At 45.4% G+C, this 22212-nt stretch carries 12 protein-coding genes and 2 pseudogenes; 2 read left to right on the top strand and 12 right to left on the bottom strand.

What is annotated here, in order from left to right; genetic code table 11:
* Window positions 1-134: 134 nt before the first annotated feature.
* Window positions 135-5306 carry a RecQ family ATP-dependent DNA helicase gene (locus UWK_RS06050; RefSeq protein ID WP_015403476.1) on the top strand — a complete coding sequence of 1724 codons (5172 nt, stop codon included), beginning with the start codon at window positions 135-137 and terminating at the stop codon, window positions 5304-5306.
* A 232-nt stretch (window positions 5307-5538) separates the two neighbouring features.
* On the opposite strand, the gene UWK_RS18300 is transcribed toward UWK_RS06050, so the two are convergent.
* The 11 genes and pseudogenes from UWK_RS18300 to UWK_RS06110 all read right to left on the bottom strand — a co-directional run bounded on the left by UWK_RS18300 (window position 5539) and on the right by UWK_RS06110 (window position 20757).
* Window positions 5539-7080 (bottom strand): hypothetical protein, encoded by a 1542-nt coding sequence (locus UWK_RS18300; RefSeq protein ID WP_167320723.1) that lies wholly within the window; start codon window positions 7078-7080, stop codon window positions 5539-5541.
* Between the two features lie 184 nt (window positions 7081-7264).
* Window positions 7265-9655, bottom strand: coding sequence for an efflux RND transporter permease subunit (locus tag UWK_RS06060; protein WP_015403478.1), 2391 nt, complete (start codon window positions 9653-9655; stop codon window positions 7265-7267).
* A gap of 136 nt (window positions 9656-9791) precedes the next feature.
* Window positions 9792-11138 (bottom strand): ABC1 kinase family protein, encoded by a 1347-nt coding sequence (locus tag UWK_RS06065; RefSeq protein ID WP_015403479.1) that lies wholly within the window; start codon window positions 11136-11138, stop codon window positions 9792-9794.
* The gene (locus UWK_RS06070) at window positions 11131-11754 is read right to left on the bottom strand and encodes a TetR/AcrR family transcriptional regulator (RefSeq protein ID WP_015403480.1); all 624 of its coding nucleotides are present in this window, start codon (window positions 11752-11754) and stop codon (window positions 11131-11133) included. The genes UWK_RS06065 and UWK_RS06070 overlap by 8 nt, the downstream gene beginning before the upstream one ends.
* 226 nt (window positions 11755-11980) lie before the next feature.
* A complete protein-coding gene (locus UWK_RS06075) occupies window positions 11981-13159 on the bottom strand; it encodes a DUF3322 domain-containing protein (RefSeq protein WP_015403481.1) in 1179 nt (392 codons plus the stop codon).
* Window positions 13156-16533: an ATP-binding protein gene (locus UWK_RS06080; RefSeq protein ID WP_015403482.1), complete on the bottom strand. Its 3378-nt coding sequence runs from the start codon at window positions 16531-16533 to the stop codon at window positions 13156-13158. Before UWK_RS06080 ends, UWK_RS06075 begins: the two co-directional genes overlap by 4 nt.
* Window positions 16533-17147, bottom strand: coding sequence for a DUF4194 domain-containing protein (locus UWK_RS06085; protein ID WP_041916331.1), 615 nt, complete (start codon window positions 17145-17147; stop codon window positions 16533-16535). Before UWK_RS06085 ends, UWK_RS06080 begins: the two co-directional genes overlap by 1 nt.
* Before the next feature lie 2 nt (window positions 17148-17149).
* Window positions 17150-18589, bottom strand: a complete 1440-nt coding sequence (locus tag UWK_RS06090) for a DUF3375 domain-containing protein (RefSeq protein WP_015403484.1) — start codon at window positions 18587-18589, stop codon at window positions 17150-17152.
* A 467-nt stretch (window positions 18590-19056) separates the two neighbouring features.
* Window positions 19057-19530: pseudogene (locus UWK_RS06100) on the bottom strand (type I restriction-modification system subunit M N-terminal domain-containing protein); the annotation flags it as partial.
* 2 nt (window positions 19531-19532) lie between these two features.
* Window positions 19533-20237, bottom strand: coding sequence for a hypothetical protein (locus tag UWK_RS06105; RefSeq protein WP_015403487.1), 705 nt, complete (start codon window positions 20235-20237; stop codon window positions 19533-19535).
* A complete protein-coding gene (locus tag UWK_RS06110) occupies window positions 20209-20757 on the bottom strand; it encodes a hypothetical protein (RefSeq protein ID WP_015403488.1) in 549 nt (182 codons plus the stop codon). Before UWK_RS06110 ends, UWK_RS06105 begins: the two co-directional genes overlap by 29 nt.
* A 99-nt stretch (window positions 20758-20856) precedes the next feature.
* Here UWK_RS06110 and UWK_RS06115 point away from each other — a divergent pair.
* Window positions 20857-21633 (top strand): annotated as a pseudogene (locus UWK_RS06115) (IS3 family transposase); the annotation flags it as partial.
* On the opposite strand, the gene UWK_RS06120 reads toward UWK_RS06115, so the two are convergent.
* Window positions 21630-22145: an NERD domain-containing protein gene (locus tag UWK_RS06120; RefSeq protein ID WP_041916333.1), complete on the bottom strand. Its 516-nt coding sequence runs from the start codon at window positions 22143-22145 to the stop codon at window positions 21630-21632. The pseudogene UWK_RS06115 and the gene UWK_RS06120 sit on opposite strands and share 4 nt — an antisense overlap.
* Window positions 22146-22212 lie beyond the last annotated feature (67 nt).

Genomic DNA, 22212 nt, shown 5'->3' on the forward strand with positions numbered 1-22212 from the left:
GCTCTTGATAGCCAGTGATAGGGTATAGTAATACAAAATTAAACTATACGATACTTTTCCATTATGTTATAAATCAATAATTTAATTGATTATATAATGCCTGTTTTGGTTACGATGATTTCCAAGGAATAGGGATGCCCAACAATAGCCAGGAATTTCTTGCCCGTTGTCTCTTGTTTGATATTGAAACAAATGAGAACGGTGAGATATATGCCTTGGGCGCGTCTTTTAGTGGCAAAAAGTTTAATACCCGACAAGGGCAGAAGGTAACGCTCCACCAACTGGCAGAGTTTGACGATTTTGGTCGCAATGCTGAGTTTGTTGTTGGCCACAATGTCCTGGCACATGATATCCCATTTCTTCGTGAACAAGATTCTTCACTGTCAATCCTGCAGAAGCCGGTAATTGATACTCTTTATCTTTCCCCTTTGGCTTTTCCAGAAAATCCCTATCATCGATTAGTTAAAAATTACCAGATAGTCAGAGACAGTATCAACGATCCTGCAGAAGATGCTGTGCTGGCTGGCAGGGTCTTTACTGAACAGTGGGATGCCTTTTCTCAGCGGCTTAAGAGTGGATCTGATGCCCCGTTGATTTACAGAAGTTTTTTTCAAAAGGACGAAAAGTTTGTCGGCACATCTGATGCTCTTGGAGCAATGGGTGTGCCTCTTATTGAGGAAGATGAACTTTATGAAGTTTTTTCCTGGTTGGTTCAGAAGGATGTCTGTGGGGAAGCTTTGGAAAGACTTGTTGATCAACTCGTTGATCAACGAATTGAGCATCCTCCATTAGCCTATGTCACTGCCTGGTTGACAGTTTCCGGGAGTAATTCGGTTCTTCCACCATGGGTCCGGCATCATTTTCCTGTAGTACCCACTCTCATCCATCAGTTACGAGAACAGCCTTGCAAGAATTCTCAATGTATCTATTGCAGCACAAATCATAACCCCCAGTTATTTCTAAAGAATTATTTCGGTTTTGAAGATTTCCGGTCACAACCCGCAACCGAGGATGGTCAAAGCCTGCAAGAGGCTATTGTAACAACTGGTGCTCGCAATTCTACTCTTTTTGCTACGTTACCTACGGGTGGCGGGAAGACTCTTTGTTATCAATTGCCTGCATTGATGCGGTATCGTCGAAGCAATGCATTGACTGTCGTCATCTCACCTTTGCAGGCCCTGATGAAAGACCAGGTGGACAACTTCACAAAACAGACTGGTAGTACATTGGCCACAGCCATAAATGGTATGCTGACCATGCCTGAAAGAGGCGAGATTATGGACGGGGTCAGATTGGGTGATGTGGGGATTCTGTACGTCTCGCCGGAACAGCTGCGCAATAAATCGTTTGTCCAAACCATTAGTCAACGTGAGATCGGTGCCTGGGTCTTTGATGAAGCGCATTGTCTGTCCAAGTGGGGCCATGACTTCCGTCCTGATTATCTCTACTCTATTCGTTTTATCAGGGAATTTTCCCAGCAGGAAAAAACGAAAATCCCACCTGTTCAGTGTTTTACTGCCACAGCCAAGAAAGATGTACAATCAGAGATTATCGATATTATTGGGCGAGAACTTGGCCTGCGGGTCATTCAATTTGCTGGAGGGCATGAGCGACAGAATCTCCACTATGAAGTATGGCCAGTAGATACCTATGAAAAGAATCAAACCATCCTGACGCTACTCAAAACCCGGTATGATAACAAAGGTAGTGTGGTCATCTACTGTGCTACCCGTAAGAACACTGAAAACCTGGCTGAGTTTTTGGCTAATGCAGGCTATACGGTGGAGGCTTTTCATGCTGGCCTTGAACCCTTTGTCAAAAAACGCATCCAAAACGATTTCATTGCTGGCGAAATTCCCATTATCTGTGCCACTAACGCCTTTGGTATGGGCATTGACAAAGATGATGTCCGATTGGTCATCCATGCCGATATACCAGGCTCTTTAGAGAACTATCTTCAGGAAGCTGGGCGTGCAGGACGAGACCGCAATGAGGCTGAGTGTATCCTGATTTTCACAGAGCAGGACGTTGAGGGCCAGTTTCGCATGAGCAGCAACTCGCGTTTGACTCAAAGGGAGATCGGTCAGATTTTACGTGGCCTGCGCCATTCTGCCAAGGAAGATGGAAAAGTAGTGTTGACCTCCGGGGAAATTCTCAGGCTCGGAGTTGTGGACATCGATGAGGATGAATTTGGCCAAGATAGGGATACCAGAGTTAAGACAGCAGTTTCTTGGTTGGAGAGGACAGGCTTTCTGAATCGAGATGAGAATAACACCAGGGTGTTTCAGGGAAAGCCTCTTGTCCGCAATATTGAAGAAGCCAGGGAGAAGATAGAAGAACTTGATCTTTCCAGCAGACAACAGAAACGTTGGCTTGCTATTCTTGCTACCCTGATGGAAAGCCCTCCCAGTCAGGGGTTTAGTGCTGACGATCTGGCCTGCCTGACTTCCTTTGCTCGCACTTCCGATGATCCTGAAAGCGAAACCGAAACTCAACGTGTGTTGCGTACTCTCAACGATATGGCAGAACAGGGCCTGCTCTCAAAAGAGACTATCCTCTCAGCCTATGTCCGTTATAAGGTTAAAGGGAGCTCTGAGAAACTACTCAAACGTTTTTGTCAGGTGGAAAAAGATTTTCTGAAAATACTCGAGGAAATATCACCAGATGTAGATCTTGATAAAAACCTGGTGATAGATCTCCGGCAGGTCAATCAGCGTCTTATCGACTTGGGCCATGACTATAGTACACCAAGCAGTTTAAGCCTGGTGCTCCGAGGTTTGAGCCGTGACGGTAAGGGCTTGGCAGGTCAGAGGGGGAGTATCAGTATTAAATCCAGAGGGAATAATCTCTTTTCCATCATGCTCCACCGGGATTGGGAATCTTTGAAAAAGACGGTAGCCATCCGGCAGCAGGCAGCCCATGTGGCTCTGCAGATTATTCAGGCCCCTTTGACAGATAAGATCTCTCCCAATGCCTCTCTTCTTTTGGAATTCACTCTTGAGGCAATTGTTGAAGGATTAAAAAGAGATCTGGTCCTCTTTTCTGCACTCAAAGATCCGTTGGCTGCAGCGGAACGAGCTTTAACCTTCATGCATGAGCAGGGGGTGATTGAACTGCAACAAGGGCTGGCGGTGTTCAGGCAGGCTATGACTATCACCATCAATCCAGAGTCCAAGGGTAAGCAATACACAAAGGCTAACTTTGAACCGTTAAAGACTCACTACTCAGAAAAGAACTTTCAGGTCCACGTAATAAATGAGTATGCCAGGTGTGCCATAAATAAGATCAGCGTGGCTATGAACCTGGTGCACTCATACTTTAATGATGAAAAGGAAGAATTTGTAAGCCGCTTTTTTCCTGGTAAGGAGGAGTTACTGGAAAGAGCTACCAGTGAACAATCGTATCAGCGAATTGTGGAGGATTTAAACAACCGAGCGCAAGAGGAAATTGTCTCCGCACCAACTGATAATAACGTCTTGATATTGGCTGGACCGGGAGCTGGTAAAACCAGAACAGTGGCACATCGAGTAGCCTTTTTGCTGAGAGTCAAAAGGGTTCGACCTGAGGCTATTCTAGTGCTCTGTTTTAATCGGAGTGCAGCGATGGGTCTACGCCGAAGACTGCGGGAACTGGTTGGGAAAGAGATGGCTTGGGTCACAACGCTAACTTTCCATGGTCTGGCCTTGAGACTGACTGGTAGGTCTCTCGTCAGGCAGACAACCGAGGTACCTCAAGAAGGAATTGACTTTTCTCAAGTCATCCAAGATGCCATTGCCTTACTCAAGGGAGAGTGCGATGTCCTTGGTTTTGTAGATGGTCAACCAAGAGATGAGCTGATGTCCAGATTCAGTCATATTCTTGTAGATGAGTATCAAGATATTGACGAGGAACAGTATGAGTTGGTTTCATTGTTGGCAGGAAGGACTTTAGATGAAAAGGAACAGAAACTGACTATCTTGGCAGTTGGGGATGACGATCAAAATATCTATCGATTTCGGGGGGCAAATGTTGATTTTATTCGACGTTTCAAGGCAGATTACAAGGCGAATGTCCACTATTTGACCGAAAACTACAGATCCTCGGTGAATATCATAGCAGCAGCCAATGGACTCATTGTTCACAACCAAGATAGGATGAAGACAGAGCATCCTATTCAAATTAACAGGGCAAGGGCTACATTACCTCCAGGTGGAAACTGGCAACTCAGTGACCAGGTTGGGCAGGGGAAGGTTCAGTGTCTTCATGTCAAAAATAAGGTCACACAGGCCCTTGTCCTTTTCGAAGAGTTGCAGCGTTTGCAAAGCCTCAGTAGTGATTTTGATTTGAATGGATGTGCAATATTGGCCAGGGAATGGCAGGAGTTGGATGTCATCCGCTCGGTCTTTGAGGCAGAGGGAATTCCTGTAAGTCTTAATTGGGGCAGGAGTGCCTTCCCAGGTTTGGCACGTATTAGAGAAAATGCTGACTTATTAACCTTTCTTCACAATTGCAGCTTAGAACAGATTACGGCAAAATCACTTTTGGATCTTCTGCCCGAGAAAGGATTAAACGAAAATATTTGGCAGGCGAACTTGAGGACCTTGATTGGTGAGTGGCTGGATGAAACAAACAATACTCCGCAACCGATTGGACGAGTAGAGAGCTACTTTTATGAGGCTTTGGCGGATCAGCATCGCTCAAGAAATCTGGATAATGGTATCTTTCTTTCCACGGTTCACTCAATAAAGGGATTGGAGTTTGACCATGTCTTTGTTCTGGATGGCAGTTGGCAGAATAAACTTGGTCCAGAGATGGAAGAAGAGCGCAGGCTTTATTATGTGGCCATGTCCAGAGCCCGAGAGACCTTGCAACTTTTTGCAATTGAGAATTCGCAGAATCCACATATCAAAACTCTGGATGGTGATTTTCTGATTTCCAGAAGGGTCGTTCCTTCTCACAAGGTTCCGCGAATGGTTCCGCATTATGAATTACTGGGTATGAAAGATCTTTTTATTGATTTTGCGGGGTTTAAAAAAGAAAATGACCCTACCTGCAGGGTCATTAAGGAACTTAAGATGGGAGACAGTCTGACAGTAAGGAGGGGAAACAAGTATCTGCACCTTTTTAATCATGTAGGAATCCCGGTGGCCCGTCTTTCGAAAACGGCCCAGGAAAGATGGCAAAATCGTTTGAATAGTGTCAGCCAAATAAAGGTTGTTGCTTTGGCCAGACGGTACAAGACGGACATCAAGGATCAGGAATATCAAAAAAGATGTCAAAGTGACAGTTGGGAAGTACCTATTGTTGAGCTCAGTTATTTTGATTAAAAATGGGACTGCATCAGGACCTTTTTTTTATAACCTGATTACCATCGAAACTCAGCTTTGCAACCCGGAGCTGTTCCGTGCCCATATAATCAACACGAAACAACTCTTCCTCAGGCGGGTAGGCTGAGGATCAGTGGCAATTGGGTTTTATAATGTAGAAATGGTTCTCTTCGTATGAACAGTATCTTTTGTTTCTTAAGTGGAATCGCTACTGTTTTCTTACTCTAGCCATTCAGCTCCTTTTCTTGCCCCCGGAAGCGAGCGTCTGAAACTCAGGACTCGTGATGTCGGTGCGGCCGAGGCACTCTCGCATGTCCTGCACCAGCCGGCGGACGAGTCCCATGGTCGGGATGGCATTGGCCGCCAGCAGTGATTTTCTGCGTTTGGGAGAGACGACGATGTCGTAAACATCCGCATCCCAACCGCGCTTGGCGTGGATGCTTACGATGTCCGCAGCGAGGATGTCGCTGTGCTTTGTTGGGCGCAGGAATGCTTTCTCCGTAATTGCGATTCGCTCCTTTGAAACGAGTGTTATAATTCGGCGCGTGAAAATTCCTGGGAGGATGGCGGCATTGAAAAGAAAGCCGCTGCCTAAGACGATCCACACAAATACCGTCTTTATATCGAGATCGATAAACAACGTTGCAACGAATCCTGCGCCAAGCGCAAAGGTGACAAAGGATTGCCATGCAAGTTTTCTTGCGTTGCGCGCAGCTGGAAAGTGGTATTCGCGACTGCCATCCGCATGGTCGATGACGTCGATGCGATGGCCATGGAACTCCTCCTTAGTTCCTTGCCTGGAGGGGTGAAAAAGATCGCGTTCAAATGCAAATTCTTTAACGATGATGGGTTTTTCGTCCGTTTCGAAGATGGGGACCCCAAATGAAGCGCTGTATGTGTGATCCGTTTGAGCTGAGCTAAGTGTCAACGTCCAGCGAATTTCCGTACTTCCTGCATTGCCGCTGTTGTCCTGCGTTGCATCTTTTGGGATGTCAAAGAGAACCGGGATCGTGCTTTCGTGAGGATTGTTGGAAGCGATATCCGTGTAGATCGTTTTTGTCTCTTCCCAAAGAACACGGTAGGAGCCGAGCGATATGCGGTGAGCCTGGTATCCGGATGAGTGATTAAATTTCGAGCAGCGCAGGGTGAGTGTAAAGCCCATGTCGCTTGCGAGCTTTTGGGAGACGTTGATAAGGCCCATCAGTTCGTCCCCGGGACTTATGGGAATCTGGTTGAGGACAAGGTTGGACGATCCTGTCTTTCGTGCACGGAGTGTGTTCTTCAGAGCATCGAATGTAAGGTACAGCGCTCCGAATCCAAAGCCGATTGACATGAGGATGAGGGCGATCATAGGATCAACCGGTGGATCGGTAAGGAGTATGCGCGATGATTGAGAAAATGAGTAGCTGTACAGGATAACAGCAGTAGCGCAAATATTGATAACGCTTGCGTAAAACCAGTATCCCCGCAGGCTGATCGCTTCGTTTTGACGCGATCGGTTCTCGTTCCAATCGACGCGCCAGCGCCACGGTAAGGCGGGGTGAAGGCGCTTAAGCTCAGCGTTTTTCCGCCTCTCACGGCGCATGGCGATGAATCCCTTGCGCGAAAAAATTACGGCCAGTGCGCACATGATACTTAAGTAGCCAAACGTCGCCATGCTTACGAATTGCCCCGACAGCATTGTCATGAGACATGCAATAGCGGAGGCGATGGAGATCCCTGCGAGGATGATAAGGTAGAGGATGTAGAAAAAGGTGGAGAGGACGATCATCATATGATCCATTTACATTTAGAGAAATGCAATTGGGCTAAAAAAGGAACAAAGCTGAGTTTCGATGGTAATCAGGTTTTTTTTGCCTTCCCGCTTTGCCAGGGGCAATCGACTTTTAATTCATAACGAAATCTCTTTTTCCACCCTACCTCATAGCACCTCTATTTTACCAGAGAAAGCAGCATGACTAAAGTGTTGATCTCTTTTTTGATGATGTCGATTTCTTCTTTGTGTAAACAAGAGACAGGATAGCCGGGGCCAGTAAGAAATCGGTAATAAGGGCAATCAGTATGGTGGCGGCAACAAGTATCCCTGTGTTCTTATTGAGAGTTAACTTGGATAACATGTTACAGAGAAATCCTCCGGCAAGGACAAAGGAGGTCACCATCATGGCTCTACCAACACTCTTCAATGTTCTCGCGGTAGCCAAAGCCGGATCGCCGAGCTGATCAAAATATTTTCCGAAGTTGTGAAGAAAATGAATGGTATCGTCAACCACCAGGCCGATGGTGATACTTCCAATCAGCACCGTTCCCAGATCAAGTGGAATACGAAGCCATCCCATTAACCCTATAACCACGATAATCGGAAACAGGTTGGGGATCATACTGAGCAACCCCATACGAAGCTTGCCCAGCATGATAATCATCAGCAGGGAAATCAGTATCAATGCAATACTATAGCTGCGGATCATGGTGCTCATGACATTATTGAGTATTTCAACAAAGAGAGCATTGATACCGGTAATCGTTACCGTGCAATCTGGAAAATTCTTGTGTAATTCCATTTCGATGTCGGCCATAAAATTTTTATATTTTGACGTGTCTCTGTAAGGGACGTGCATGGTAAGTCGTGTCTTGGAAAACTGTTGGTCAACAAGTTCATCCAGATCGTCGGAACCACTCAGTTGAAAAAGAAACAATTCCTGGGCTATAAGTTTTCGGTCATCCGGTACGGTGTACATCTCTTGACTGTTCTCATGTAACGCACGATTGGTTTCTTTAAGGATGGTGATCAGGGACAGGACTTTTCCCACATACAAATCTTCCGTTGTATAATCGGAAAATTTAATCACCGTCTTTTCAAGTGCCTTGATAAATTCTGAATCGTAGAGACCATCAGCTCTTCCTGTGTCGATAACCACATCAAAAGAGACTGTTCCCCGCATCTGCTGATCAATAAGTTCGGTGTCTTTTCTGAGTGTAGAATTTTCCGGGAACCATTTCAGGGCATTATGTTCAAAACGTACCTGACTCACACCAATTGCTGCCACGAGCAGAACGATTGCAAACAGACTTATAACCAAACCCTGACGACAACAGGTCAGCCTGGCGATTCTTTCAAATAGGAGATCGAGCTTCTCTGTGCCACTGCCATGAGTCTCTCTTCTTTTTACCGGAAAAATAGCAAACAGGGCTGGAATAAGGAGGATAGTATAAATGAGTGCGAGAAAAACTGCCACGGGAGTCACCACTCCCAGATCTGCAATTGGGGCGACTTTGGCAGCCATAAATGACACCAATCCCCCAGCTGTTGTCAGAGAGGTCATCAGAATGGGCAACCCGGCATGTTTCATGGCATGCACTATCGCCTCTTTTTTATCACCTGTCTTGTGATATGCCGGATAAAACAGGGCCATGATGTGCACCGCATCACTGATACTGACAACCAACAAAAATGATGGCAGTATGGTGGTGATATTGTTCATCGGGATGTTTAAAAAGCCCATGACCCCGACCGCTGAGAGCAAAGATAAGATAAAGATGAGAAGGGGATACATAACCCCTGATATTCTGCGAAAAAGGAGGATGAGAAAGAGAAGCACTATGACAAAGGTGGCCGGGATGATAATTCCAAGATCTTTTTCCAAGGCGAGATTTAAGTACTCGATAACTACCGGCATACCTGAAATTGCGATGGAAAAATCCTTTGCGTTGTATTTTTCAAGAATCGGCGTAATGCTTGTTACCATCTCACGATTCTGGACATTGGTCATGGGCTGACAAGTTCCCTCTTCAATCAGCCCTGCAGTAATATCCGGATCACACGGTAGAGGCTTGATAACAATAGCTGTCATGTCAAGGGCCTCGGTGAGGATGAAATTTTTATAGAGGCTGTTCTTTTGTGCCCGAGCCGTCAGCGTATCCAAGTCGGTTTGATTTTGCGGCCATGTTTCCAGGAAGTCTTCAACAATAAGCTCATCAGTCTCCCCCCTGGTGTTTCGAATATTTATCAGACTGGTCACTTCATCCAGATAGGGAACATCTGTTTCCAATTCATGGTGCAGATCTTTTAATCTTGCCAGAAACTCCATGTCAAAAATATTCGGAGTTTGTATTCCAATAACAATAAATTCATCCTTACCGAACTGGTTCCTGAAAGTATTGTAATCAATCAGCACCCTGTCATCGGGCCTGAAAAATACCTCATTGCTAGTGTCCAACTTGAGGCGTGGAATTTGCGAAATAAGAGGCAAGACGATCGTCAGAATCAGAATAAGTGCCAGCCACTTGTTTTCATACGCCCAGCGTGCAATTTTTCCAAACCCTCTTTCACACTTTCTTTTTATCATTTTCATGTGTGTCTCCCTTGGTACTCTTTAATGAGCGCGCTCATATTAAACACAGGGAAAGTGTCAGTCAAGTTTAAAGTGGACGTGTTCATTTGAATGGCTGAATGGTCGCGGTTTTTTAATAAATGGAAAGGGACAAATATTAGGAGAAGTGCTTCATTTCCGTAAGATACAAAGATGAGTAATCAAATTTACAACGAAGGCGGTACATGAGGGAACGATGACCCAGCAGGGCCCTGTTGCTCCAGTTATAAAATGGATCAGTCCGGACATGCCCTTTTACGAGGCTTTCTATCAGTAGATCAGCTCCTTGTTTCACATATTCCGTTTTTGCAAAATCAAAAGGGCCTGCTGCCAAAACCGGGGCAATGACCCAATGGATTTGGCGTAAAAACAGATCCACCCATTCAGGGTCAAGATCAGCTGGAGTTTTATGCATGGCGAGCTTGGTCAGATAGTAGTTCAAAGAATCCCGATCCTCTCGAAACATGGCGAGTTCACTATCGACCTGGAATTTCCACCGCTCCTCATCGAATTGACGGTAACAGCCAAAATCGATAAAACCCAACCGGCCATCCTGCATAAGGACGAAATTACCGGGGTGTAAATCAGCATAGATAGTTCGTAAGCAGAACCAGGAGTGAACAAGTGAGTAGGAAATGAGTTCAGCAAAATGATTTCGCCGGGAAAGAGGAGGGTCTGTTGCGAGAAAACTCTGCAGGTGTTGACCGGGAAGATACTCCATGGTGAGTATCCGTTTTGTGGTGAACTCCGGGTACAAACGGGGAACAACAATCCTGCTGCCCTTGAAAAGTCTCCTGTTTTTCTCCATAAACGCCGCTTCTGCCAGGTAGTCCACTTCACTTAAGAAGACAGATCTGGCATCCTGAACATGATTGACCATGTAGTTGAAGTCTTTTTTGAAGCGCATGGTCTGCAAAAGCAATCCCAGCGTTCTCATATCTGCTTCAATGGTTTCGGCAATATTCGGGTACTGAATTTTTACAGCGACTTCCTGGCCATTGTGGAGGGTCGCACGATGAACCTGGCCCAGTGATGCAGCCGCGAATGCATTTTTTTCAAAAGTGGCGAAAACCTCCTCTGGTTCTTGGCCCAGTTCATCAAGGAACATCTCTCTTATAAATGCGTAATGCATGGGAGGCGCTTCAAACTGGAGTGATTCAAAAATTTCAACCAGTTCATGCGGTAGAATCTGCGGGAGATTGCCAAGGAACTGACCGATCTTCATTATGGCTCCGCGCAGATAGCCCATGGTCCCAAGTAACTGGAGGGCTGATTGCAGTTGAAAATGACTGAAAAGATCTTTTCTCTTTTCGTCTTCAACAAAGTGTTTTCGGACTGAGTAGGAAAAATAACGGGCGGCGATTTTTGCCTGGCTGCTGCCAAGGGTCCAGCTGCGAACAAAGGAATTTGATGGAATTTTTTTGGTCTGAACCCTGCTTAGAATAGGATCAGTCAATTTATTCATTGGAGACGGCTTGTTCTACTCCACTATTTGCGGAAATAGTATTGGCAAATGTCTGCATGGAGTAATCGATCAGTCCAAGTGTTTCGGCCTGATTATGTGTGTCGTCGTTTGACCAGTGGGCCAGGATACCCAAATACAGCGACCAATAAAGGGTGATGACAATCGAGTCGTATTCCATTTCGAAGCCGTGGTTGGCAAGAATCTGGCCAACCGTTTTTAAATGATTATGTTTGGCCTCTTCTCCGGCGGGGCAGATAGATTTCTTTGAAAAAACGGACATGCAGCTCTCAAGTACCGGGCCGATGTATTTCCGAAACGGTTTTAAGGCGCGTAACTCAGAGGCGACAAATAAAAACAGCTCTTCGACCAGACCCTCTTCTCCTGTTTTACGACGCTCATACTGCTTTCTACCGGATTCCATGGCACCGTTCACCAAAGTCATTGCCAGGGTTTCCTTGCTCTTGAAATAGTTAAAAAGGGTCCCTTTGGCAATCCCGCTTGCTGCAGAAATATCCCTGGTGGTGGTTTGTTCAAAACCCCTCTCAGCAAAGAGTTTTTCTGCCACTTCAAGGATTGTTTTTTTTGTTTTTTCTTTAGCTTCTTGTGTGATTCGCATGCAGGCTCCTGATCTTTGTGACCATGCCCATATTAATCGATCGTACTCGTAAGGTATAGATAAAAAATGTAGATACTAAAAGAGAAGAGTACTTCTTCAAATGGGAATCATGGGAAAGATCTGTCTGTCTAGTGCTGTTAGGGTTAGGTTAGAAGCTAATCTTGCAGTGAATACTATAATTATACAAGGGCTTGTGGCCCGATAATATTTCGCGAAATTTAGTTTATCACACCAATTTTTTAAGTATTTTTAAAACAAATGAATATGAGATTCTCTCCTGTTCAAGCCTTAAAGCATCCCGGAGAAGGTTTTTTACCAGAAACTCATAAATGCCTAGTTCCTTTTCATCAAGGCGAGTCAGGCTCCGTCTTGTAGGTTTACTCTCTTGGCCCCAAAGTGATTCATGAGCCATTAGTGTTTCTCTATCCATCAAAAAAGAACTGGCCTGAGGAAAGTAAGAGCGGAGCTGGTCAAGCATTACGTAGCCGTGTGTATCAATATCACCCCAGTAATGGATTTTTTTACCCAGTAGCCATTGAATATTGGCCAAACGATCCAGTCCGAACCCCAGTCCAAAGATGATAATTGCGTTTTTCACATTTGGAAACGCTAAGCCATTGATTTCATTTTCAGTAATGAAGACATGATCAACTTCCAGGTTCAATGCACAAAACTCGGATACCGGTACATGAAGATCCGACAATCCATGAAGATATAGATCAGGATCGAGGATTCGAAAGCGGACCTGAACCGGTTTAGAGAGGAACCCATAACGTTCCTCAAACCTTTTTGCTCCGGTTGCACTACTCTCGATCATTTCTTTCGACAGAATAAGATCCAGCAACTCACTTAGGGGTTTTTTATGTTTTTCAATGAACTTGGTATCAACTTCAGGAATTTCCAATTGACGTACATAAATTCCTGGACGAGGATTACTCTTAAGATACTTCAACACAGCCAATAGTCTTGGCCACTGTTTTTGATACTGGAGAGCAACAAGCGGACGCTTTTCCAGCCAGGACCTCAGTTCTGGGAAATCAGCAAGAATCTGACAGCATAACTCGTCAAATATTCGGGCCGCACTCAGTTTTCCAATGAACGAAAGAATGGACTCGTCCGTCTTAAAAAGAACTGCTTGGGGAAAGCTGTTTCGCCCTAACTGACGATGGTTCACTTCCTGTGACTCTATTGTGAAAGCTCCATGTGTTTCTGCCTCAATCAGTTCATCCACCCATGCCTTTGCAGTATCCCACTTCTCAGCCCACTCATTTCCAAGTGGTCTTTTCAATGTGATTCGCCTGGGACAGAGATCTTCACCACGTAACCGGGCCGAAAGCAACTTGCCCTGCTCCCACTCCCGCTCGAGCTTCTTTCGTAAATCTTTAATGCTGCTCCAGTTGCTCAAGCCGTCCGTGCCTCTCGAGCGGCTCTCTCTTGCCGATACTCTTCTATGGTGAGGCTTCGTAACTGGGATTCCTGTCCACCCTTATTGTGGACAAAGCCAACCGAGGAAACATATGGCTCAATGATATGAATTTTCTGCAGAGGAGTGACAATCAGCAATTGTAAATTCAGCTCTTTAAACAACTTAAGGGCGTATCTCGTTGACTCATCTGAGCCACGGCCAAAGGCTTCATCAATCACCACGAAACGAAAACTCCTCGATTTTATCTCTCCACGCTCAAGGCCAAATTGATAGGCAAGACTCGCCGCTAGAACCGTATACGCGAGTTTCTCTTTCTGACCACCGGATTTACCACCGGTATCGGTGTAATGTTCATATTCACTACCATCCTCCTGATAACGTTCAGAAGCTGCAAATGTGAACCAGTTACGAACATCCGTAACCTTTTTCATCCACTTTCTATCTAAGTCTATCGAATCAGCTCTGCCCTTAAAACGATCTATGAGCTTACTCACCTCAACAAATTTCTTCTCAGCGTACTGCTCGTCCTCAGAACCAGTAACAGTACCCTCAATACAGATACGAAGCTGCTGCTGAAATTCGCGAATCTCCTGATCTACAGTCTTGGCATTCTCCAACTCTATATACCGTCCAGGGTTGTACTCAATGGTAGCAAGAGACTGGTTAATCTGTTCAATCCGTTCCTTAATTGTTCGGTTCTGTTTCTCCAGCTGAGCTTGAAATTGAACCACCTCGCGGATCGTATTCTGGTTGAGTAACTCCTTAAACTTCTGTTCATATTTTGGAAGGTTATCAGCTCTAAGTGCCTCCAGCATCTTTTCATATTCAAAAGCGGCCTCAATGGTTTTATCAACTTCTTGAGTCTCAGCAGGGAAATCATTGCAATAGGTATGCATCGCCGAAGTGATCTTGACTTCCAGACGCTTGAACCGCTCTGCATTATCATCGATGTGCCGCTTGAACCAAAAACGCATCTCCTGTTCATGGTTTTGGCAGGACTCCACGGTTAACTTATGTGGTCCCAGAGCCTCTTCCCTTACCGACTCCAGATAAGAAAACAGCTCCGACCTGACTGATTCGTCTACACGTTCTATATCTTGTAAACATTGCTTGAGTTCATTCTCTGCCTGGGTCTGCTTTTCTGCAAGAGTAGCCTCCTTGCGAATCAATTCCTGGTGGTCTCGTTCGGTAGAACGGAGTTCAATCTCCAACTTTTTCAACTGGTCGGTCAGTAGTGCTAATTTGTCAGATGTCGACTCCAGAGCTATCTTCTCTTGTTTGAGGTTCTCGGCCTTACGTGCATCGCTCTGCCAATCCAGCTCACTGAAATTTGGAAACTCCTCGAGGCGATGCAACTTTTCCAGGACGGTATCAACTTTTCTTTTCAACTTTTCAGTTTGAGCAATGTCTCCACCAATATTCTGAATAACCTTTTCACATTTTTCAACATCAACAGTGATGGCTTTAATCTTCTGCCTGTTATCCCACCCAAGAATATATCGGCTTCGATCACTGAGAAGGTGGCGATCATCTTTTTCATGTCGCCGGCCGCCTGATTTAATCTGTCCAGCCTGCGTAACAGCCTGCTTTTCTCGACGAAACTGAGAAACATCCTCACAACAAATATAATTAAACCGGTGCACTATTTCATGCTCCAGCCACGAGTAAAACTCTGACTGTGGCTTAATTGCTATCTTATTTACTAATGATTGTTGTCCACAATCGACTGTCCCAGGAATCTGTTCCGGACGAACCCTATAGTAAACTAACCTGCCCTTAAGGTGGGTGCTATCAACATACTCGGCCACTCTGGCATAGTGAATCTCCGGGACCAATAATGACAAACCGAAATTGTGGAGAACTCTTTCCGCAGCACCTTCCCACTGTTTTTCTTCCTCTTTTATCTGCAGTAACTCACCAATAAAAGGTATATTCTCTTCATCAAGCTGCAGGGCACCACATAAGTCTTTTCGAATGCTGATAAGGTTTGCGCTGATATTACTTTGCCTCTGGCGTAATGAATCCAGTTCACGACTGAGCTCCCGATGCTCTTCTCTCTTACGATCAAGTCGTACCGCATCTTTTGTTATCGCGTCCTGCAGATCCTTACTTTCCGTATCTTTATCCTTCAATATATCCGGCAGGTGGGAGTTGTTCTCCAGGAATGCCTCTAAAGATTCAGCCTGTGACAATCCCACGTCAATCACGAGACTTTTGTAACGATCTGACTTCTCTTTTCTTGACCTTTTTCGCTCAAGGACAGCATCGATCTCTCTTGCAAGTTGCGCCAAACGGTCACCACCGTTTTCAGCGATCGCTTTTGTGAGGGCATCCCGGTTGTTCGCCTGTTCAATTTTTGTCTTTTCGGCCTCGCCAATCCTATTCTCCAGCCATTTCTTTTCCTCGGAATGTTTCTGCAATCGGGTTTTAAGAAGCTCTGTTTTCAAAGAAGCGAAATAGCCATGCAGCGCCTCCCGGCAAGAGCGCAGATGTTCATTTTTTTTAACTACCTGCTGATACTCTGTATAATTTTCTACCAGTGGGGAAAGTTGCCGTATCTGCTCCTTGGCCTTAATCACCGCATCATGGGCCCGGTTAAGATCATCGTAATGTCCTATAAGGGCGGTGATATCCGACTCTACATCGAATGATTCAAGCATATGTTGACGAACAAATTCGGTAAGATTTCCCACTGATTTCATCGAAACAGTTTGATGAAAAAGATCCAAAGCCTGTTCATTCTTAATTCCGAACTGTCTTCTGAATTCGGCACTATAGAGAGTGAAGCTATCAAAGATTTCTACACCGCTTTCCTCACGGAGACGTTTGCGCAGGTTGCCAAGATCCGATCCAAAGCCTGAAAAATTATGGGAAATTGTCAGTGGCTGCTTAGAAACCACATAATACCTCTCCGGTTGCCCCTGCTTATCCTTGCACCAAAAAACTTGTGCCAGGGTGATTTTCTGATTGTAGCCTTTATTAAAAAATACTCCCAAAATTACGGAATAGGAATTGTGGTCCCGCAGAGCAACCGGGGTGGCGGAGCCTCCAAAATCGCTTCGCTCGGTCTTGTAAAAACCAAGCACATATGAACGCAGGGACCGTTCTTTCTTTTCAGCTCCTGCTGCTTTATTAAATGCAATTCTATGTGCAGGCATAAAAAGGGTGGTAACCGCATCAACGAGGGTAGATTTACCGGAGCCGATGTCACCAGTCAGCAGACAGGTATCTCCATTTGGTTGTAAGGCCCAGACCTTTTTGTCAAAAGTTCCCCAGTTATAGACTTCTAACCTCTCAAGGCGAAACCCTGCATATGTATCGCTGCCGGCAAAATCAAAAAGAGGAGCTTGCATTACTCCACCTCTTCTTCATCGCAGGAATTTTCACCCTGCAGGTGGGTCTTATACTCCTTCAGGCGTTGATCCATTTCATTGAGCCAATGTGCATTGATATACGCCTTGAGTATACGTTTCACTTCTATCATATTTTCTTTCCCGGGAAGCCTGCGAATAAAACCCAGTTCAACCACCTTATTGATATGGGCATCGATTTTATCAACAAATTTGGCCTCGTTTACCCCCGACGGCAGAAACGTGCTCACCATATCCACCACATCATCCCGGCTCATAATCAAACGAGTATCGTCCCCTGATGCATCAAATTCGGCAAGTCTATAGCGAAAAAGAGCAAGTAGCAGACTGACGGGATAGGATAACTGCCTCCGCCCCACCAACCGGGGAAGAGGCTCCTCCTCGCCCTCCGGTTCTTTATACTTTAAAAAGGCATACCCCTCCGACTCATCGAGCAGAAGGAATAACCCAAGGACAGATACATATTCAGAAACCGCAGTCTGTACGGTAAGTAAATGCTGCCAAAGTGCAGGGTCAGCCTCCTGATACACGACTCCTTTCAGCAGGTTGATGACTATTTTTGAAATTCCTGGTTCTGGATTGCTCATATTGGTCATGCTCATCTGCTGAAAATTATTCTGGGTATGTGTACGCATTTTCTGCTAGAGTCCTGCTCCAGCCAACTGATTTCTTCCTGCCGCTCCTCATCAAACACCGCCCCTCTGTCAGCAGCAATTGCAAAATAGGTGACCAGCTCAGCAAGCCCCTTTTCCACAGGGTATACCTTGGTAACCTCATGGAGTGAAACCTGCTCGTTCTGCTGCAAAAGTTGATTGACCTGACTCTCCAATTTTAATCGGTCCACCACAAATTGTTCAAACAGCACATCAGCATTCATGTCTGAAATATCTGCATCGACCACATCTGCGGCTATTACCGGCTTTACCGGAGGTGAAAACAAGGGTCTTTCAAACGGCAGGGCAATTGTGGCGGCAGCCTCATCCACCTCCATAAAAAATCCCGCAGGCATGTTGTCTCGTACTTCTATGGCAGTGGCTTGTATCTTCTGCAAGATATCAATAATGCGTTTATTTTCAAGATAGGCTTTGTCATCAAGGTAACGACGCAACTGATGGGACAACTTTGCTACTGTCCTCTGGGTATGGTTACTGGCCTCAAGCCAATCATAATGGATCCGTTTGAGGCGGGGATCTATTTTTAATTCTTTAACCGCTTCAAACCCCAGAACCTTTGTCAGCATTTCAGTCAGTTCTGCCTGTCTGCTGAGTGACATGAGGAAATTCCAAAAGGCCTGGAAGCTTCTTCCCTGGTCCGAACTCGATATGGCATCCCGCTCGCTGAGAATCTCCTCCAATAATTCACCTTTCCGGCCATCCCAGAGAGCAATCCTTTCTCGCACTTCTTTATCCAGCTGGCGAAAATTATTCTCAACTTCACGGAAGTCCCGCAATAAATCCCTGGCTGTACTTTCCACCTGTTGAATGCGATCTCTCAAAGCAGTATTGCTCATACGGCTGACATCGCCATTTCGGATGTTGTCTATCTCCGCATCTATTTCACGTTTCTTTTTCTGCAACTCGACAATTCGTTTTTCGGGATCAACCTCAGTCCCCTCAATCATTTGCCGCAAAAGTTCAAACACCATCATAAGCCTGGACTCGGTACCGACAAACTTCCTGCTCGTTAAGCTCTCCAACCAGCCAATGACCTTTTCCGTTGCCGAGGTGATATCAAAGGAGGGTTCATCTGACCCCGCTGGATAAAACTTTCTCAACCAGCCTTTATCGTTTTGAGCCCATTCTTCAAGGTAATCAGCGGCAGAGCGAGGATATTTTTCTTCACCTTCAACCTCTCTGAGAAAAAAAAGCTCATCCTCAAGTTTTGAGATAAGTTCAATCTGGGATATGTTGCGAACATTCTCGCTGATATAGACACGATAGAGGAAACTCACGATCAAAGGTGCAAGGGCAGCATCAAGGAGTCGCCAGGCGGGATGCACCTTCTTTAAAGAGGAAAGAGTTTCGTAATCAAGATTCATTTATGTTCCAAGTTGTGGTTATAGACACCGTATTAATCGAGAGAATCGGATATATTGGCATCAACCAGAGGCAGACCTCGGTTGCGTTAAAAGTCTACCTGTTTCCAATCAGCATTTCCAGGGACAGGGGAGATATCTTTACTTTCGTTATGGTTAAGCTGCCGGTAACACGTACTATCCAGCTAGAGCTAGGGCATGAAAGAGACCTTTTTAATGTCTGATTCAAATTTTGAAAACTTGCTGGATGCGCTATTACTTGGACAGCATACGGGTGTAAGAAAAATTGCAAGTAACAGCTGAGCCCACTAAGGCAATCTGGAGGCGATCTCAGTGATATCTCAAAGAGGACTGTGTTTTTTCTTACTATCAGACCTCCCCTTGGATATTTTTGTTATCTAAATCACTCGCTATCTCTTGGAATTGCAGCAAAGCGGCCTCAAGGTCTTCGACTATTTCGGCGGCGATGATGCCTGGATCAGCGGGTGCGGGGTGAAATACTGGCCAGCGCCGGACTTGGTATCCTGGGCATTCTTTTCCAGCAAGCCCTCATAGGCATCGCCCTTGACATCAGCGCTCATCACCGACCAGTTTTCCTTGCCGATCAGATCGACCAGCAGACGGCGCAGTTTGGCCGGGTCCTGAAACTTGTTCTGGGATTTGTTAAAGATCAGCCCCAGCAACCCTTTTTCCTTACCTAATTGATCCAGGAGATGGCGATAATGATCAAACAGCTCATCGCCATCCTTGCTGATCAAGCTCGGCCAGTCGTACCCTGCCGGCACACCACTCGGCTTATTATAAGGGGCCTTGGTCCGCTCATCCGACATCTTGAGAAACAGCAGATACGTCAACTGTTCGACGTAATCACCATAGCTCATCCCGTCGTCCCGCAAGACGTTACAGTAGTTCCATAGTTTTTGTACGATATTGGCTGAGGTCATAATTATCCTAAAGCAACTATTTCTTGCATCCGTTCCATAATCATCGGCACCCTGGCCTGACTTGCTTCATCAGGTGGCATATTGCCGGGTAAGGCCTCCCGGAAGCTTTGATTGTCGATGAGTGTTTGAAATCTTTCTGCTAAATGTGCCTTCAAGGCATCAGGCGAGTTCCTTATTTCTTCTATCAACTCTGGTCTGCCATCCACAACAGCCACAATATCTTCCATATCGTGACTCATCATGTAATCCTCATTCCCTCGATTATCAAAGGCGGCAAATTTGCACGCCAGGAAATACGGAGCTGTGATCATCCTGATCTGGTTGCCCGATGGTATCTCCTGAGTAGTTGAATTATCCAGAGCTTCTTGGTACCAGGGACTACCAAATCCCAAAAGCGCCTGATCCGTCGGCATCACATCTAAAATAACACTCTCAGATCTCCAGCGACAGATCGGTGCATCTTCTCCCGTATCTTCATTAAATCCTCTTTCCCGAAGCTGATCAGCAAATAGATAATACTCAGCCATACTTGCTACTTCAATAATCACATCGACATCAATAGTAGCGCGAATAGGTGGTGCAGCCGTATCGGTAAGCAATAAACCGGTTGCGCACCCACCCAGAAATACTAATCGTCCAAGCAGATCATCAAGCTGATGGGCAGCTAATTCAAGTATTTCAATATTGGGATTTACTATACGATGCATATTTATCCAGTCTGTCTCTTAATTCATTAATGGCAATCTCACGCTCTCTGGCTCGACCTGCCCGAATAGCATCCACTAGAGCCAACAACTCGTAAAACTCAGGATCTTGCCGAGCAGCCTTTGGTGCCTTTTTATAAAGCGGCATTAAGGCCAGACCTCTGACTTCTCCTTCCGGATCCGGCCAAACCAGAGGAGGGTCTTGAGAAGACCATCTGGAAGCAATCATCTTATCTAACGGTGGTGCCGCATAGGCAGTTAAGAAGCCCCTCGTCATTTCACCAGGTTTTGCCCAAAAAACATATTTGAGACCATGGACCAGAAATTCTTCAAGATTACGATACTGGGGTGCAATCTGGTCATAATACTTGACTGCAAGCTGTGCCTCGAGGGCCCTCTTAACTGATGCGTGTACTTGAGAGGGGCTAACCCCCAATTCAACTGCCAAATCAGCGTACGACCATGGCCGCTCACCATTCACAACCAACTTTAGCAATACATATATATCTTGTGGTTTCAACATAACGCCATTCCCTATTCTAGATTCCAGAATAAAGAATAGACTTATATTAAAAAAACTCAACCCCTTATTTAAAAGCCCTTTTAAATCCGTTCATTCGACATCTTGAGAAACAGTGTGTATTATAGACCCAAATCGGTCAGCGAAAAAGACCTGCTGCTGATGCGGCAAATTGATGAGCTTCATTTGGAGCATCCATTTATGGGAGCACGGATGCTCCGAGACCAATTGAACCGAGATGGTCTTTCAATTGGTCGCAAACATGTTGGAACCCTGATGAAGCGCATGGGAGTTGAGGCATTATACAGGAAACCTGGCACAAGTAAAAAGCATCCAGGTCACAAAATCTATCCCTATCTGCTGCGAGGAAAGATTATCGACCAATCCAACCAGGTTTGGGCTCTGGATACGACATATATCCCAATGGCCAAGGGATTTGTCTATCTTACTGCTGTTGTTGACTGGGCAAGCCGGAAAGTATTGGCTGCTAAACTTGCAATAACCCTTGAAGCTTGCCATGCAGTTGATGTACTCAAGGAAGCCTTTACCCATCATGGCACCCCAGAAATTGTCAACACTGACCAGGGGAGTCAGTTTACCGCAGAAGAGTTTGTCAAGGTAGTACAAGAGAGAGGCTGTAAGCTCAGTATGGATGGACGTGGGGCTTGGCGGGACAATGTATTCGTTGAAAGATTATGGAGATCAGTAAAATACGAACGGGTCTATTTGCATGCTTATGATACAGTTAAAGAAGCTCGGAGGTCTATCATGCAGTACTTTGACTGGTATAACCGCTCAAGACCTCATTCCCAGTTAGGAAAAAGAACACCAGATGAGGCCTACAACATGATGCTACAGGCAGTTGAGAACGCAGCTTAATCAAAGGCAGAGGCTCCACTTAAAAATGACAGAATACTGTTCAAACAAACTGAGCCACCTCTCTGGTCATACTCTATGGAAGTATCTACAATCCATGGATGAATGTTAATAGCATCTTTCTGATCCGAAAGTTTGAGCTTTGCTTGTAGATTAGCATCATTTACGATGGCCTGAGCCATTGCGTTTTCTTTCTGTCTGAGCTGCTGTGAAGCCTTTCTCAACGTTGTGGTTCGATGGATCCAGGCATCCTGTTTAGTCTTTCTGATATATGTCGATTTTACCTCTAAGACTAGAAGATGATTATCCATATAGCAAAGGAGATCTACTTCACCTGGATCTTTACCGTTTACCAGATCTGGCTGATAGGAATGAACCACAGCAAACCCTTTGCTTCTAAAAAGATCGCCTAAACGTGACTCGATACGATCAGTCTCGCCTTTCCGACCTTTGCGTCGACAGCCAATTCTACGTAAATTATTGATGGCAGCGGTTGAGTTGTTCTGGGATGCCATCAACCATGGTAGCTGAAAACCATATTTCCCGAGTTTAATGATCGGATTTTCATTTAATTCAGGTGTT

The organism is Desulfocapsa sulfexigens DSM 10523 (assembly GCF_000341395.1).
Lineage (GTDB): Bacteria > Desulfobacterota > Desulfobulbia > Desulfobulbales > Desulfocapsaceae > Desulfocapsa > Desulfocapsa sulfexigens.

Bases quoted from the DNA above. Each gene is read 5' to 3' on its own strand.
- UWK_RS06050 (WP_015403476.1), top strand. From the start codon at position 135: ATGCCCAACAATAGCCAGGAATTTCTTGCCCGTTGTCTCTTGTTTGAT.
- UWK_RS18300 (WP_167320723.1), bottom strand. From the start codon at position 7,080: ATGATGATCGTCCTCTCCACCTTTTTCTACATCCTCTACCTTATCATC.
- UWK_RS06060 (WP_015403478.1), bottom strand. From the start codon at position 9,655: ATGAAAATGATAAAAAGAAAGTGTGAAAGAGGGTTTGGAAAAATTGCA.
- UWK_RS06065 (WP_015403479.1), bottom strand. From the start codon at position 11,138: ATGAATAAATTGACTGATCCTATTCTAAGCAGGGTTCAGACCAAAAAA.
- UWK_RS06070 (WP_015403480.1), bottom strand. From the start codon at position 11,754: ATGCGAATCACACAAGAAGCTAAAGAAAAAACAAAAAAAACAATCCTT.
- UWK_RS06080 (WP_015403482.1), bottom strand. From the start codon at position 16,533: ATGCAAGCTCCTCTTTTTGATTTTGCCGGCAGCGATACATATGCAGGG.
- UWK_RS06085 (WP_041916331.1), bottom strand. From the start codon at position 17,147: ATGACCAATATGAGCAATCCAGAACCAGGAATTTCAAAAATAGTCATC.
- UWK_RS06090 (WP_015403484.1), bottom strand. From the start codon at position 18,589: ATGAATCTTGATTACGAAACTCTTTCCTCTTTAAAGAAGGTGCATCCC.
- UWK_RS06105 (WP_015403487.1), bottom strand. From the start codon at position 20,237: ATGCATCGTATAGTAAATCCCAATATTGAAATACTTGAATTAGCTGCC.
- UWK_RS06110 (WP_015403488.1), bottom strand. From the start codon at position 20,757: ATGTTGAAACCACAAGATATATATGTATTGCTAAAGTTGGTTGTGAAT.
- UWK_RS06120 (WP_041916333.1), bottom strand. From the start codon at position 22,145: ATGGCATCCCAGAACAACTCAACCGCTGCCATCAATAATTTACGTAGA.